The 14782-nt window shown below is 59.8% G+C and carries 15 protein-coding genes; 6 read left to right on the top strand and 9 right to left on the bottom strand.

The window, feature by feature from the left end; all coding sequences use genetic code 11:
• Positions 1 to 2: 2 nt before the first annotated feature.
• From L6637_RS28850 to L6637_RS28840, 4 genes are all read right to left on the bottom strand, one after another.
• Positions 3 to 1121 (bottom strand): nucleotidyltransferase-like protein, encoded by a 1119-nt coding sequence (locus tag L6637_RS28850; RefSeq protein ID WP_128929567.1) that lies wholly within the window; start codon positions 1119 to 1121, stop codon positions 3 to 5.
• The gene (locus tag L6637_RS42845; RefSeq protein WP_210214794.1) at positions 1102 to 1410 is read right to left on the bottom strand and encodes a Cap15 family cyclic dinucleotide receptor domain-containing protein; all 309 of its coding nucleotides are present in this window, start codon (positions 1408 to 1410) and stop codon (positions 1102 to 1104) included. The genes L6637_RS28850 and L6637_RS42845 overlap by 20 nt, the downstream gene beginning before the upstream one ends.
• The gene (locus L6637_RS42450; protein ID WP_276575774.1) at positions 1314 to 1679 is read right to left on the bottom strand and encodes a Cap15 family cyclic dinucleotide receptor domain-containing protein; all 366 of its coding nucleotides are present in this window, start codon (positions 1677 to 1679) and stop codon (positions 1314 to 1316) included. Before L6637_RS42450 ends, L6637_RS42845 begins: the two co-directional genes overlap by 97 nt.
• Before the next feature lie 230 nt (positions 1680 to 1909).
• Positions 1910 to 2893, bottom strand: a complete 984-nt coding sequence (locus L6637_RS28840; RefSeq protein WP_164934236.1) for a CBASS cGAMP-activated phospholipase — start codon at positions 2891 to 2893, stop codon at positions 1910 to 1912.
• 192 nt (positions 2894 to 3085) lie between these two features.
• Here L6637_RS28840 and L6637_RS28835 point away from each other — a divergent pair, with 192 nt between their 5' ends.
• From L6637_RS28835 to L6637_RS28825, 3 genes are read left to right on the top strand one after another with little or no spacing between them, the layout of a single operon-like run.
• The gene (locus L6637_RS28835) at positions 3086 to 4234 is read left to right on the top strand and encodes a CBASS cGAMP synthase (RefSeq protein ID WP_128929569.1); all 1149 of its coding nucleotides are present in this window, start codon (positions 3086 to 3088) and stop codon (positions 4232 to 4234) included.
• On the top strand, positions 4164 to 5915 hold the full coding sequence (locus tag L6637_RS28830) for a ThiF family adenylyltransferase (RefSeq protein WP_128929570.1): 1752 nt from the start codon (positions 4164 to 4166) through the stop codon (positions 5913 to 5915). Before L6637_RS28835 ends, L6637_RS28830 begins: the two co-directional genes overlap by 71 nt.
• On the top strand, positions 5912 to 6364 hold the full coding sequence (locus L6637_RS28825) for a Mov34/MPN/PAD-1 family protein (protein WP_128929571.1): 453 nt from the start codon (positions 5912 to 5914) through the stop codon (positions 6362 to 6364). The genes L6637_RS28830 and L6637_RS28825 overlap by 4 nt, the downstream gene beginning before the upstream one ends.
• Positions 6365 to 6392: 28 nt before the next feature.
• On the opposite strand, the gene L6637_RS28820 is transcribed toward L6637_RS28825, so the two are convergent.
• Both L6637_RS28820 and L6637_RS28815 read right to left on the bottom strand, forming a co-directional pair.
• Positions 6393 to 7289 (bottom strand): hypothetical protein, encoded by an 897-nt coding sequence (locus L6637_RS28820; protein ID WP_128929572.1) that lies wholly within the window; start codon positions 7287 to 7289, stop codon positions 6393 to 6395.
• Positions 7290 to 7906: 617 nt separating this feature from the next.
• Positions 7907 to 8488: a hypothetical protein gene (locus L6637_RS28815; RefSeq protein WP_128929573.1), complete on the bottom strand. Its 582-nt coding sequence runs from the start codon at positions 8486 to 8488 to the stop codon at positions 7907 to 7909.
• Between the two features lie 157 nt (positions 8489 to 8645).
• Between L6637_RS28815 and L6637_RS28810 the strand changes: the two genes are divergently transcribed.
• The 3 genes from L6637_RS28810 to L6637_RS28800 are packed head-to-tail and all read left to right on the top strand — an operon-like array spanning position 8646 to position 11841.
• On the top strand, positions 8646 to 9644 hold the full coding sequence (locus L6637_RS28810) for a hypothetical protein (RefSeq protein ID WP_128929574.1): 999 nt from the start codon (positions 8646 to 8648) through the stop codon (positions 9642 to 9644).
• Positions 9638 to 10126, top strand: coding sequence for a hypothetical protein (locus tag L6637_RS28805; protein WP_128929575.1), 489 nt, complete (start codon positions 9638 to 9640; stop codon positions 10124 to 10126). The genes L6637_RS28810 and L6637_RS28805 overlap by 7 nt, the downstream gene beginning before the upstream one ends.
• Positions 10127 to 10146: 20 nt before the next feature.
• Positions 10147 to 11841, top strand: coding sequence for a hypothetical protein (locus L6637_RS28800; RefSeq protein ID WP_128929576.1), 1695 nt, complete (start codon positions 10147 to 10149; stop codon positions 11839 to 11841).
• Here the strand turns inward: L6637_RS28800 and L6637_RS28795 are convergent.
• The 3 genes from L6637_RS28795 to L6637_RS28785 form a co-directional block, all read right to left on the bottom strand.
• Positions 11816 to 12997 carry a radical SAM/SPASM domain-containing protein gene (locus L6637_RS28795; RefSeq protein ID WP_128929577.1) on the bottom strand — a complete coding sequence of 394 codons (1182 nt, stop codon included), beginning with the start codon at positions 12995 to 12997 and terminating at the stop codon, positions 11816 to 11818. The two genes, L6637_RS28800 and L6637_RS28795, sit on opposite strands and share 26 nt — an antisense overlap.
• A 245-nt stretch (positions 12998 to 13242) precedes the next feature.
• A complete protein-coding gene (locus L6637_RS28790; protein WP_050631493.1) occupies positions 13243 to 13449 on the bottom strand; it encodes a hypothetical protein in 207 nt (68 codons plus the stop codon).
• A gap of 294 nt (positions 13450 to 13743) precedes the next feature.
• Positions 13744 to 14775 (bottom strand): nucleotidyl transferase AbiEii/AbiGii toxin family protein, encoded by a 1032-nt coding sequence (locus L6637_RS28785; RefSeq protein ID WP_232995576.1) that lies wholly within the window; start codon positions 14773 to 14775, stop codon positions 13744 to 13746.
• Positions 14776 to 14782: the final 7 nt, after the last annotated feature.

The raw sequence follows: 14782 nt of genomic DNA, 5'->3' as shown, positions 1-14782 counted from the left end.
ACTTAACTCGGTATCTCGATCGACTCGATGGCGCCTCGCGCCACCCCCCAGGGTATGCCCAGATCGAACGTCAGTTGCGGCTTCTGCTCCTTGGCGACGTTCTTCACGAGATCATCGATTTCATGTGAGAGCGCCTTCATGCCTTCGTACTTCTCCTGTGTGTCGAAAATGAACCGGGAGCTGTCCGGGACGCGCAACTTCTTTGCTTCTTCAGGGTTGTGATACAGGTAATCCAAATGTCGCTGCACCTCCGCGAGGACCCGTAACTCGTAGAGATATCCGATTTTCAAGGCCGTCTGATCCGCGTGATACATGGTAGCGGCTATGTCGAAGCTGGGGAAATTGATCTTGGTACCCTCCTCGACCGCATCAGCCTTGACGTTCTTGCAGAGCCGTATGGCCTTCCTCAGGCCGCCGAGACACGAACTGCAACGATCTTCGATCAGCTTTATGTGTTTGAATGGGAAGTTCTCGATTGTCTTCGGCACTTTGCGATCGAGAATAACAACTCCTCGGTCGTGAATCTGTCTAGACTGCTGGTAGACGACGGTATCGTACCAGTGGGACGGAACAACATCCACCGGTCGCGCCAGAGACCCTCCAGAAACGGCGACCGCCTTCCCACCGGACGTATCGACGTCGGCGGCTGGAAAGTTCAATGGCAGGATCTTCTCGATCGAGGAACGTAGTTCGCCTAGCACTCCAAGCGAGTTGCGCGCCGTGGGAACATAGGTGCCTGCCGCGGGCCCCGACGAGTGGAATATGAGGAAACCGGTCTCCAGCACGAGCAGATCGACGTCGCTGACTCCCCGGATATGGACGTTGAGGGGCACCGACCCCTGAAGCCGAAATTCGACCGAATCGATGGATTTCTGGATTTGGTTGCCCACGCGCTCGGCCGTTTCGACACTGATTCTGGTGTACTCAGGTCCCACCTCCTGCATCGCGCCAAGCGCATATCGCGTGTAAGCATGCGACGGAGCCCTATTCTGCCAGCTTTCCGCAGCCAAGCTCTTCGACAACACTTCCTTGCGGGAAGCCTCGTTGAGTTTTCCAAGACGGTCGACGCCCCTGCGACGCAGGCGCAGTTTGTTCAGTCGACTATTGATGTCCCTTACCATGGTCCCTCTTCAAACTAATCGTGCCAAATGTGAAGCGGCCGTGACCGTTGAAATACTCGCCCTCTGCTGATTCCAGATCTTTCGAGAAAATAAGCATGCAGGAACCGAGATGGCTTCTTAAGTCCACCTCTCCGATAGCCGGGTCGTTCCGATAGTTGTACAGAAGCCTATATCCCTCTGCGTCGTCGCAGATCAGGGCTGCCCAATGCTGTCGGAGCCCGATTGATCCGTCTTCAGCCTCACTCGGATCTTGTCCCAGGTCTGAAAGATCGTGAGGGTCGCCCTCCATGCGTAGCCGAGGCTCCCGTCGGGCTTGAGGCTTCGTCCTTCGCAGGACCAGCTCCCAGCGAGATCCGGGACCTTCAGCGCCGCATTCAGAAAGGGCCATCGCCACGCGTACCGATCGAGCGTCCAATAGAGCGCCGCAAAGACCATGCCCGCACCGACGAGGGAAAGGACCGATGGTGGCAGGTTGACATTGAGCCCGAAGCGGTTCGCCACGTCGACCACGGAAAGCAGCGTGAAAACGATCGCAGCCGATACCGACGCGGCGATCAACGTTAGGTAGCGTCCGACCTTGGCTCGGTTCAGTCCACCGTGCAACGAATAGTCGTGTTGTTTCACTTCAACGTTCCATTTGGCAAATCTCGATTGCGACACATTGACCGAAACTTTAACCTCGATGATCCCGCACTAGCTTTCCGGCCCCACGAGTAGCTCGCATCTCAACCTGCTCGCGGCCTTCAGGCAATCTGCCGATGTTACGCGTTGGATCCCTCTTGCGTAGTTCACACGTGATAGAACGTCGGCTTGGTAGGCCGATGTGCCAACATATCGATGACGCGCCTATCGTTGCACAGCGCTTGATAGCAACCGTCCGCCATCCCTAGCAGGGTCTTCCGCCGGCTCTCGGTCGCGAGGTCCATCCCGAGATCGGAAATCTGCTCGGCGGAGGGCTGCTCGTCGAACCTGATGTAGCGATCGCCGAGCTGATGCTTGAGCATGAAATCGACCAGCTGTTGCTGCGAGGAAATGATGGTCGATGGAAGCCGGTTGTTCTCGAGCCAGTCCCTTTGGCCGAAATTGCGTCCCGCCGACGTCGGCAGCGAGAATTTGCTGGTGGTCGTGCCAATGCTCATCACCGATACGTCCTCGATCTTTTGATCCAGGAACTGGACAGCTTCGTGCAGCGCACAAAGGTCAGGTGCGTTCGCGACCACGCCGCCGTCAATGAAATAGCTGTTCCCGATCTCGGCCATCGGGAAGTACAGCGGCGCGGCCGCCGTCGCCATGGCGATGTCCGCGGCCTTCACCTTGTAATCGGTCATGAACCTCGGATTATGCGCGGTCTTGAACATCTGGACGCTTCCCTTGGTCATGTTGACCGTCGGAACAAGCACGCGCGTCTTCGCGTCGCCGAGCTTGGCGTCGGCGCCGAGCACGCCCTCGATCTTGCTCCGGAGCACCGTACCGTCGTACTTGGGATGTCGCCACTCGAACCACCGGGCCTGCATTTGCGCCAGCCGGCTTTTCGGCGTCTCCCCGCGGGGGAATATCTCTTCCCCGTGCTTGAGAAACATCTCCTGAATCGTCTCGGCCTTCTTTCCCATCGCCAGACCGAGGGCGATAATGCCGCCTGCCGATGTCCCCGAGATCAGGTCAAAGCATTCGTGAAGGGGGCGCTTTGCCTGCTCCTCCAGGCGCGCCAGGACCGAACTTGTGAACAGGCCTCGAAAGCCACCGCCGCTGAGAGCAAGTATCTGAAAAGTCATTGCAATCTCTAGTTTCGGAGCACGCTGTGGCATCGGAGATCCACCGAGGCTCGGGAATCCCGTATGAAATGTTCATTTTCTGTTCTACAATCTAGTGGACTCTCAAGATAGAGTCTGATTCGCGCGGTTGTGCGACTGGAGGGCATTGTCCACCGTCTAGATCTCCCTCGCTTTTCCAGATGGAGATCGGCCATGGCCAACGTCTCGAAAGTGCTGCACGCGTCTGGCGACGCGGCGTGTTTCCTGAAGAACCTGAACATCGCCGATACCGACCGCGCGTGCCTCATGGAAGCGCGCGAGAAGGTTCGAGATTGCCTGCGCAAGACGTTCGCGGCTTTGACCAAGCAGGAGCTCGGCGTGACAGTCCATCCCCGGTTTTTCACGCAGGGCAGCTTCGCATATCGGACCATCAACGATCCGTGCTGGACCCCGCCGCAGCAGATGGACCTCGACGACGGCGCCTACCTCCCGATGACGTTTATCCAGGGCGTACAGCGGCCTTCCGTCGCCGCTACCGCCTTCTTCAAGGTGGTTGACGCCGCGCTCGAGAAGCTCGCGAAGGAAGAAGGCTGGCAGTTCGGGAAGAAGCCGACCTGCTCGCGGCTGGTGATCTCGTCGAACTCGCACATCGACGTGCCGCTGTACGCGATTCCAGATGCGGAATTCGAGAAGCTCGAGAAGCAGATGAAGTCGTTCGACGCTATGGCCCGCGATGCGCGCGTCGACAGCGATGATCGTTGGGACGCGCTGCCGTCGGACTGCGTCCTGCTCGCCCATCGCGAGCACGACTGGATCTCGTCGGATCCGCGCAAGATCCGGGACTGGTTCGTCGAGGCCATCAAGATCTATGGTCCGGTGCTTCGCCGCGTCTGCCGGTACCTGAAGGCCTGGCGCGACCACCACCGCCCCCATCTCGACGACGTATCGTCGATCCTTCTGATGGTGTGCGCCTTCGAAGCGTGCGAGGACCTCGGCCGTCCGAACGTTCCCGGCCGTGACGACCTGGCGCTGCTGCGGATCGCCGAACGTCTTCCGCGCCTGCTGGAAGGCCCGGTCTACAATCCCACCGACCGCGACGAGCGCGTCGACGGCAGACTGAGTGCGGCCAGCCGCCGTATCGCGATCGACATGGCCAAGAAGTTCGATGCGGAGCTCACAGAGATCGTCGAGAAGTGCTTCGATCCCGAAGAAGCCATTGAAAGGCTGACCGCATTGTTCGGTGACCGCATTCCGGATCAGATCGATCTCGTCGACGTCACCAAGGCCGCGCATGCCGAGATACGCTCGCATGCTCCGAGGATCGCCGCCGCCCCCACGGTCGGCAAATCGACCAGTGCCTGAGCGGGACGACGATTCTGTCCGGCGCATTCACGACGCCTTCAGTCAGCGCAACTTCCGGCGCGACTTTTCGCGTCGTGGCCTTCACTACATCGGCCTTCTCGACGAGACCGGACTCAAGGTCCCGGCGGTCGTATCCGTCGACGACCTCGACTTCATCAGGCCTCCGGTCATTTGCCTGACCGACCCGGAAGCGGGATCGAAGGGGCAGGTCCCGCATGTGCTCCGCTCGGACGGCACGTTCTGCTATCTCGACCGCAAGAGCGTCGTGCTCGACCGCTACAAGCCCGCCGAGACCATCATCCAGTGCCTCGAGCGTGCGGACCAGGTGCTGCGTGACGCCGTAAGGGGCCGCCTGGTCGACGACCTCGCCGAGGAGTTCGGCGGCTACTGGTCGGACGGCGAGGTCTTGGTCGATCTGCCCCCTTCTTTCGAAGGCGACGCGAAGGTCCACATCCTCAGGCTGGACCGCGATCCGGAGCACAAAACCATCGTCGTCTCCCACGACAAAACAAGTTTCGCGAAGCTGCACCGGAGGAACACCGTGAAGGATCCTGGTCCAGGTATCCTTTGCCCGATAATTCTGGTGCCGCCGCTTTCGTTCGATCCGAAGCTGCCGTGGCCGCCCAAGGATCTGGCGCAGCTCAACGGCTGGCTGAAGAAAATGGCCCCCAATGCGCTCGGATCGATCGAAGCGGCGTTCGCCAGGACGAAAGATCTCCACATCCAATGGATCTGCCTGTCCGCGCCGAACGGAAGGTTCTTCGTATCGGCGGAGATCGCCAAACCCTATCGGACGCCGGAATTCCTGAAGAACAGGCGAGCCAGCATCGCGCGAACGCTCGATCGGATACCGGCCGCTGTCGAAATTTCGGGCTATGTGGGAGTCCCCGCCGATGAAGGCTATGTCTTTTCGAGGAATCTCGGTCACATGAAGAACCTCGCAGGAAAGCGCATCCTGCTGATCGGATGCGGAACGGTCGGCGGATTTCTTGCGCAGCACCTGGCTCAAAGCGGTGCCGGCGCCGGCGGCGGAAGATTGATGCTCGTCGACGACGACGAACTCCAGGGCGCGAATCTCGGCCGGCACCTCCTCGGCGCGCCGTATCTCACGTGGAACAAGGCCGAAGCCTGCGCCGATTTTCTGGGCCAGCAGCTGCCGCACCTGGACATCGGGTTCAGCTGCGATTCGATCATGAAGCAGCTGGCAATCCTGCAGCGGTACGACCTGTGCATCGATGCCACAGGCGAAGAAGCGCTGTCGATCGCGCTGAACGACTACGCCGTAAGAAAGCGTCCTGACTTCCCGCCGATCCTCTATACTTGGCTCGAAGGAAACGGTGCCGCCGCCGTCGGCTTCATGTCGCACGATCCCGATCTCGCCTGCTTCAAGTGTCTGAAGGTTGAGCTCGCAGGCGAGAAGAGATTCCGGCTGCTACGCGAGGGAGTGGAAATCGAGACCGCCCGGAATCTCGCGTGCGGAGACGCCCACTACATCCCCTTCCCCGTGTCGCGGGCGGCTAGCGCGGCCGGCCTCGCGTGCGACATGGTTCTCGATTGGGCGAACAACGGCGAGCGTCATCGCTGGCGGTCTCTCACGATGGATCATCGGACCGCCAACGAGGTGAAGGACGGCAATCCCAAGCGGGTCGTCAAGTGTCCCGCCTGCGGCGGAAGCGCATGATCTTTCTCGCGAAGGGCCGTCTGGTGACCCTCGCCGACGCCGTCGCGCAAGAGCTCGCGCGCTTCGCGGCTCCGCCGGAGTCGGATCGCGAGGCCGGCGGCATACTTTTGGGACGCTACCGAGGCCCGCACGTCGAAGTATTGAAGTGCACGACTCCGATGCCGGAAGACCGCCGCACCCGCTTCGGATTCGTGCGGCAGGACAAGGGCCATCAGGAAATCGCGAGCAGAGAGTGGTTCGAAAGTGGAGGGGCCGTGAACTTCGTGGGCGAGTGGCACACCCATCCCGAGCGGCATCCAACGCCGTCCTGGGTCGACCGGCGGTCGTGGCGCAAGCAGTTGCGAAGGCACAAGTCCGACCCTTTGGTATTCATCATAGTCGGTACAGCCGCGACGTACTGTGAGATCGGCTCCGACGGGCACCTCGTCGCCATGGGCAAGATCGGTTGAGCCGGCGCAAGCGCTGATCTCCCGCAAATCACAAGCCGAAGTCCCAGGTAGGCGAGCCGAAATGAATTCGGATCAGCCTAGTGAGTGCGGAAACAGATTGCGCGCTTCCTGCGATCAGCTTCAAAAGCCTCTTGCCGTCATCCATTTTATCGACTGCGAAGAGCGCCAATGCGCCCTTCATGACGGAATCGCAATCCTCGTTCGAGGCGACCGATCCAGCATATTCCACCTGATTGAAACCGATCGACAACCAGGCGCTGGCCATGTCGAGGAGCCGATTCCTTCCGCTGCCATCCGGTTGCATGTGTTTGTCCAAGGCGTGGACTCCATGCGCCAGAACGTAGGACAAAAGCTTGCCTGACGTCGTCTGAGGCGAGGGGTCTGCGATTTTCTCGAAGCAATCCGGCTTGGTTCGACAGTAATTCTGGTGATGCCGGACGAAGTCCAATCCCGAGATGTCCGACAACGGAAAATCATCCGCAACCATAAACTCTGAACAGAAATCCGGATGCCACCGCCACTTCCCGTCGACACGCCTCAATGGGCCGTCATCCTTCTCCGGATCGTACTTCGTCACCAACGGCGAAGCGATATCCTCGAACGCCATGAGAAAACGGAAGGCCGGCGGGTGGTAGTTCGGCATCGCCTCGACCCAGTAGATCTTCTTGTGTTTGACGAGTTTCTCCCAATCGAACTGAAATTCGACGGTCCCATAGAGTGACCCCAGCGACCAATTATTGGCCGACAGCCAGGTGACGCTGATGCGTGATTTGTTGAGCCGGCTCTTGTCGAAGACAAGCCCGGACTTTATCCGTCCGTCCTCGATGATCCGGCGGGCGACAGGCAGGTGCACGATATGCCGCACGGTAGTGAGTTCGGCGTACTTGTCGGCAATCTTGTATCGCTCCCATTCTGGCTGGGGCATTTCAGTCCTCGGTTGTCTTCGAGCTCCAAGTGTCGGAACCTGCCCTATCTATCGAACGAGAGGGATCGTCCTTCCGTCAGATCGCCAAGGAACGCGGCGCAACGCGATCTATCGGAGCATAGAGCAGACCGTCTCCGCCGATCTGAACCGGTCCGTCGCTGCGGCGCGCCCTCGCGTCGAGGCGTTGGCCTGCGAGAGCTCTCCGGATGACATCCGCATCGACCCCTACGAACCGGATCGAGTTCGGCATCGCTTGGGCGAGGGTCTGAGCTTGACCGAGGGGAAACGGCAGCACGCCAAGCGGCCCAACGGGTACGCCTAGATAGGTGGCGGAGTCCTCACCGTCAGACCCGAGGAACGCTCCCTCCAGAGGCCTGTTGCCGCCGGCAACGTGCTCCGCCAAGAGCTGCGATGCCATCTCGCTGAACCCCATGCCGGCCAGAAGGTAGCCGACATGAGCCCGGGCAATGTCCTGAACTATATCGTCCCGTTCGTGGGCCGACGGGGGTTCGCCGTGCGTGTCCGGATCCAGCACGTAGAGGAAAGCACCTCGTGGTGGGATTTCGACCCCCCAACGCGACATGACCGCCCAGCCCTTTGCGCGAACCGCGGTCCAGCTATTCCTTCCCGGCCACGTTCCGCAATCTCTCGACCACGACTCCCTTGAGTTGGCCGTCGGCAGTTTTTATAGGACCAGGCAACCCGGTGCCGGTGCCGTTCGATGCCTGACTGGTACCCTTTGCCTCGGCGACCGCAACTCGACCCGATCCGGAGCCGCAGATCCAATCCGGAAGCTCGGTCCCCTTTCCGGCTAGTCTGGTGACACGCAGACGCTTCGAGACGTTCGTTGGATCTCCGTCGATCGGTGTGAACCAATCGAAACCGTGGTATCGGGCGAGGTAAGCCCGGGCGAAAAATCGCCCGAACAACCCCGAAAACGCGCGCCGCATCTCCTTGCCGCGGCCAGGCCCCTTGCCCTTCCAAATGAGTCCGTCTCCGCCGGGGACGAGGAGCTCTTCGAACAGCAGGGCCAATGGCCTGCTCGATCCGCCACCGGTCTGAAGGAGCTCTCCGATGGCACATGCGGCCACGAAATCGGTATCCACCTCGCATTGGCCGCCGGGACTTATGCCGGAAAGCAACTCCTTTGGGCAGGCGCTGGGCGGCCGGACTACATAGCGAATCTTGTGAACGCTCATCTGTCCCCACGCCCCTCACAAATCTCCGTTAAAATCTAATACCATGCACGAATGTCGCAGCCTTTCCTCCCGCGCGACCATGGATTCACTTAGATTGCGCCGGACTTGTCCTGCAAGCGAAAATTGAGCAAAATTCTACCGTGCGGAGACAATCGACGTGGATGCATTCGTTTTTCTGAAGGGATTGCCAGCCGTTCTCGGCATCGTGGGCTTCTTCGTCTATCTCTGGGCCGGCCAGTACCGCATCGGCGGTGACCTCATGAAGGGCGTCGTCGATAAGCTGCGCGCCGCTCCAAATGTCGACATCAAGGATTACGCATCGCTCACGCCGACGCGCATCGGTCAATTGATCGAACGGGACACGGCCGTCCGCAGTGTGGTGAACGATCAGGACGTGAAACTGATCCGCCTCATCGTCATTCTCCATAACGTCTTGACCTTGATAGTGCTTCTAGTCTGCGCCGCACTCGTCGGCCTCGGCATTTGGCTCATCGCAAGGCCTGAGCCCCTGTCAATCGTGGCCAGACCGCCCGTTGCCGCACGTGCGAACGCCGACCTCGCGCTGACCGTTCTCGATCTGGTGAAGGTCGAATGGGATGCGAAGGGGCTGACCGAAAGCGTCAGCGTTTTCCTAGAGAACGTCGACACGAATGCGAGAACGAGCAAGAAGGCGGTATTGGCGGACGTCCGGAGCGTGACTTTCAGTGCCGACGATCTCCACGACGTCGCGAGCAACCGGAATTATCGCGGTAAGAACCGGGTACGCACGGTCATCGAATGGAGTGGACAAACCGTACATTCGGACATCGCGGATATCCTCGTTGGAATCAAATACAGGCTGATGGTCGGTGGGAAGCTGATCACTCCGCAGGGAAGCCGGTCGATAAATACTCTTTTGGCTACAATCGACGACAGTACGGAGCAGATGCCACGAGAATATTGCTTTTCGGTCGACTTCGCCGGCTGGAGCCACTCGAACTCGGCCTTAGTGGCTCCCCTCAAAGCCTGCAACTCCAAGGCGGAGGTGAACCTGCCCTTCCTTCAGCAGGTCGAATGGGGCCGCCCACCCGGCCTTGTTCTCAACGATCCTCTGGCCGACAGACCTATTGCTCGGCTGTGCATTGCCGCGCCGCAGCATTCCGGCAACAATTGCTGACGGACCATGTCGATGGCGGCACCTGCACTGCCTTTCCTTGGAGAGAGATCATGACGGAAGTGAATAGTGAAAACCTCAAGAAATGGGCCCTTGCTATCGTCGCCGAGGTCGAGCCTGACGACACGTTCGTCGTGGAAGACGGCTTCGATGCGCTGGTGGAAGAATGGCATCGCGCGGACGCACAGGATGAGGGCCGCTTCATCGGCGGGGCCGAAGTCGCGACTTTCGCCGCCATGGTCGCTCCGTTTCTTCTGGCGTTCTTCGGGGACGTCGCCAAGGACGTCGTGAAGGACAGAGTAAAGACGGCCATAGGGTCCCTGCTCGATCGGGTGCTGGATCGTCGTGCCAGGAAGGACGACGTGGAGAAGCTTCGCAAGGAAGTGTCGTCGGCGATCAATAAGAGCCGCTTCTCCGCGGCCGAGAAGGCTAAACTCGAGGCCGGTTTCGCCAAGCTGTTTGCCAAGGTTGGCCCGAAGAAATGAAGGGGACCCATCCCAGGAGTTTGCTGCGCCGCCTCGGCATTTCCGACGGCCCCGCCGCGGCGGCGATCATCATCTCGGTTTGTCTGCAGTATCTTTTTCTCGCAAAATTATGGGAGGGCTACCCGATACGGTACATGGGCGACGTCATCCATCAGAACGTCGTGCTTTCGATGATCGGCCTGACCGTGCTTGGCGCGATCGTCATCGCAGCTGCATCGCTGTACCGATGGCGAAACGGAACGAATGCCGCGTCGAAACTAGAACGACTTGCCGTGAACCCGTCCTTCGATCCCATCCGATCAACGCTGGAGCAGATCGCGGCACGTTCGACCCTGCGTTCGCAGCCTCGCCTCCTGTACACTCCGAAGAACGGTGACGCGTTGGAAGCCAGAGAACGCGTGACGCCGTCCGGCGATGCGGTCGTCGTCGGTCTCAATCAGCGTGCTAGACAACGCGATCAACCACGTGCCTTCGAAGCCATGATTGGGCATGAAGTATCGCACCTCGAACTTGGCGAAACCTGGCTTGAAATTTGGGCAAGACGCGGCATCCTCCTGCATTTTCGAACGCTCGGCTGGGCGGTCGCGATATTCTGCCTGGTGCTCGGTTTCATCGATCGCAGAGGCATCGGCAGCCATCCCCCTTTCGGAGGCTTCATTCCGGTCTTCGATGGCGCTATCTTTGCCGGCCTGTCCTCCCAGTTCGCGGTTCTGATCCTCTCGAGCGCGATCGTTTTCGTCTATTCATACTTCTTCGTCGTTCGCCGCGAGCACATCCACGATTTCCGCGGCTCCCAACTTGCCGGAACGGACGCCTTGGCCGACGTCTTCGCCGCCCAGCAGCCGCCGGCGTTCCGGCCGTTCGACGCCTTCAAAGATTTCTTCAATCTGCATCCTGATCCGGCCGCACGAACCCGCGTGATCAGAAATCGTGACCTGATCCTGATTTCGGTGATCCTGTATCCGTTGGTCATGTCGGGCTTGCAGCCGTTGACATTGTTGCTGACGGCGGGCTGGCGCGACTTTTTCGGCGTGGCGAGAGAGGCTTGGAATTTCGGCCTGACTGTCGCCTCCGGCCTCTTCCTGTATGCCGTTCTGCGCGCTGATCTTGCAAGGTTGGGTTTGGGTCTGCTTTTGGACCCACGTCGGTACGCCCTGTTCGTTCCGATCTACGCTCTGGTCGCGGGTCTAGCCACACAGATCCCGCGCATCGTGCTGGAAGTCCTATACGGCTGGCGTCATGAATTTTCGCTCGACCAGATCGCCGATCGGATTTGGAGCGGAACGCTGATCGGGGGTGCTCGCATCGCGCTCATGACGGCCGCCATCCTCGGCCTGCTCGCCTTCCTGAACGGCGTCCGCATCGCCGCAACCGGCGAAACAAGGCCGGGCAAATGGAGCGCTATAGGTGACGCGGTTGCCGCCATTCTGGTGGTCGGAGCGTTCACCATCGCAAGCCTATCGAGCCTTCAGTTCGCTATCGGCGTGCTGGCATTCTGCGCGCCTCTGATCTTCGCTTATGCAATATTGTTTGCATTAGTTTGTCGATGTCTGGACTGCGGTCGCAGGCGCACTTCTGCTCTGCGGCTGTCGACGCGATGCAGTTGCGGGAGGGACCATTTGTCTCTGCCAAAGCTTTGGACTCGACATCCATTCGAGGTCCAGCTGTCGGTACCGAACCAGGTGGACATCAAGGGTCGAGAGAAGCCGGCCTAAACTGGTCGGACTCGGCGAATGTGAATTCGCTTTCCTGGAGGGCCACTCCGAATTGCCAGGCGATCTTCTGCGGCAAAGCTTTGCGCCAGTACAAGCTCTGCTCGTGCAAGGAATGCGAGTCGCCTTCCAAGTGCTTCTTCGGACAGCCGCCCCAACAGACCGGAAGGAACGAGCAGCGGCTGCAATTGGGCTGCCGCGTTGGGTCGAAGCCGGTCCACCAGGCCGCATCGCGGCCGGGCACCATGTCGCCTCCGGCACGGCGGATGGCGACGGGGCGGTCCTTCTCGCCCACTTGAAGCCCGCACCGATAGTGATTGCCGTCCGCTCCGATCACGATCGAATCGTTGGCCAGCGCTGCACAAACGGAGGTCCTTGGCAAAGGATAGAGCGAGCGGGTTGTGGTTTCGTCGAGAGTTGCTTCGTCGGGGACCATCTGCCGGGACCGTTCGCGAAGTCTCTCAAACTCTTCCTCAGAAAGCTTCGTGCGGCTAAGAAATCCGGCGCGCTCGGAAAAGTCGGATATCCGTGCGAGTTGAAAAACGCACGGAAACGCTCTGTCGAACCAGCCGCGGTCCTTGCAGAAGGCGATGAAGCCGTCCAAATCGCATTGGTTTCCGTGATCGGCATTGAACCTTACGTCGACGCGTACCACCTCGAGCAATCCGTCGACCACCGCGGTCGCCTGATCGAACGAGGAGACAGACGGATCGGGCGCCCTGCCCCTTCTATATCGGCGTCTCTTGTCGTGGTTCGGTTTGAGGCCGTCAAAGGAAATCTGCACCTGCCGGAGGCGGTGTCGCCTCACGAAGCCGGCGATGTCGTCCGGCCAGCATGTCCCGTTCGAAATTACGGAAGCGGAGTAACTTACCCCGATCTCCTTGCATAACGATTGAAGCGCAGCGGACGCTGCATCGATGAAATCGACGTTGAGGAGCGGCTCTCCGCCGTACCAGTCGACGTGAAGGCTGTCCTTACCCGACGCGACAAGGCGCTGTCGGGTCCAATCGACTATCGCCGGAACATCGCCTTCTGCGAGAGCATCGCGGGATCTCTCTTCGTAGCAGTAGTAGCAACCCAGGTTGCAGTCCTGCGTCGTCGTGAGGGTGATGACCATAGGCGTCCGTCCACGCGCATGCCAATAGCGCTCGCGGATCATGTCTAGCTCGTCGAATTCGTGGTCGACGAGAAAGCCCCCTCGCCGTAGTGTGGCGAGGAGCGTACGCGGGATCGTCTTGGCGGCGACCCTCCGCGGAGGACCGCAAAGCAGCTGCGCAAGCTCGCGCGCGTCCTGGCCCGACAGCCGAACCGAAGCGCCCGTACCCGCGTTGTACAGGACGTTGTCGTCGCCTAGCGGGACGCAGAAGTTGTAGCGCGATGATCGCAGACGATGCCGCGCTGCAGTCACTTGTCGATATCGACGATGGCGAGGCAGATATTCGTGCCGTACCCGCAAAGCCGAGCACCGACGCGACCGGCCTTCTTCAGATCCGGAGTGATAGTTTCGACCTGAACGACGTGCAGCTTGCCGGGTCGGACCTTCAACTTTACGTCCTTGTCGTCGGAGACGATCAAGCTCACCTTCGGCTTCTTGGTCGGCTTTCGCGCCATGGCTTCCTCCCGCCCCGTTTCCGTGAACAACCTATGGTCGCACATTCTTCGCAATCGTCAAGTGCAGCCTTTTGCCCGTCCGAACTTAGGAATCCCTGACGGCGGCGTGCGCCTGGCATCGAAGCCGTATCGAGGCTAAGCGTCCAGCGAACTCGTTTTCAATCGCTCCACCGGGTTTCGCCGATGATGTGGGTACCCGACTTCGCGACGGCCGCCGACGGCAGGCACGTCGGCAAGTCCATCGGCAGGGTTGTAGCCGGTGGAGGACCGATTGAGACTTTGGTCAGGTGGCGTTCAAGGTCGCTTCGGCTGCTTTAATCTTGCCGAGGATATCCTCGAAAGAAGGGATCCTCCGAAGATCATGCCGGCCATCTTCTGGTAGTCCGCCTTCAAAGGTTCGAGCATGCCGTCGACCGGTACGATACCGAACGTTCCGGGAGTCGCCTGGTCGAGATCGAGAGGCTTCCGGTTGAAGTAGAGGCGGGCATGGCGAACGCAGCTTTCCGCGAGCTCCAGATCTTTAAGTGCGGCTTCGCCGTGTTCGGAGGTCAGAAGCCGGAATATGTCGTAGTAATGGCGCGACAATCGCTGCCCGTCCTTGTAGAGCTCCCCTCTGTTCTGGAACCAGTGTCGCTGTCCGTGTAGGATGATGATCTTGTCCCAGAACGTCCTCTCGGGCTTGATCGTCAGCACGTTTGGCACGGTGAGGTCCAGGCCGTCGGTGTCGGTGGCAGAATATGGACTGATCGTTTTCGTCTCATGCGGATCGAGCGCCGACTTAGCGCCGGATTCGATCTTCACGACGCGTCGGACGTACCGCTCGTCGGAATCCGCGAATGCGCTTGGATAGTGGAAGAGCAGGGATTGAGCGTCGGGGTCGTCCGGATCGGGCTCGATCTTGAACGTCAGTCCTTCGAGCTCACCAGCGGCGAAGTTCGTCAGCGCGTTCTGGAATTCGCCGTTAATGAAACTGCTGCACCGCTCCTTTATTTCGTCAAGCTTTCGCTTGCGTTCGTTCGATCCCATCGCGCGGAGATCGTCATCTGACGGGAAGTTTTCGCCGGGCAGGTCGTCGCGGAATACGGTGATGTCGATGTCTTCCGAGAACCGCTGGATCAGATCGAAGGCCTTCGAGAGTGACGTGCCGCCCTTGAAAAGCAGACGCTGCTCGATGCCCGCCTTGTTGTAGAGCGCGTCGAGGATCCAACAGACCCAAAAGTCCTTTTCGATGTTCTCCGGGGGGCACGAGAGACGCTGTCCGGTTTGTTGGAACAGTCCCCGCCGGTCTTCAGCGCTTGCTCGAATGATCTGCGGCAGGTCGGTCATGATCGCA

The sequence above is a fragment of the Bradyrhizobium zhengyangense genome (assembly GCF_022012435.1).
Classification (GTDB): Bacteria; Pseudomonadota; Alphaproteobacteria; order Rhizobiales; family Xanthobacteraceae; genus Bradyrhizobium; species Bradyrhizobium zhengyangense.
Note: the sequence above shows the minus strand (reverse complement) of the source record. Positions and strands in the feature narration are given on the sequence as shown.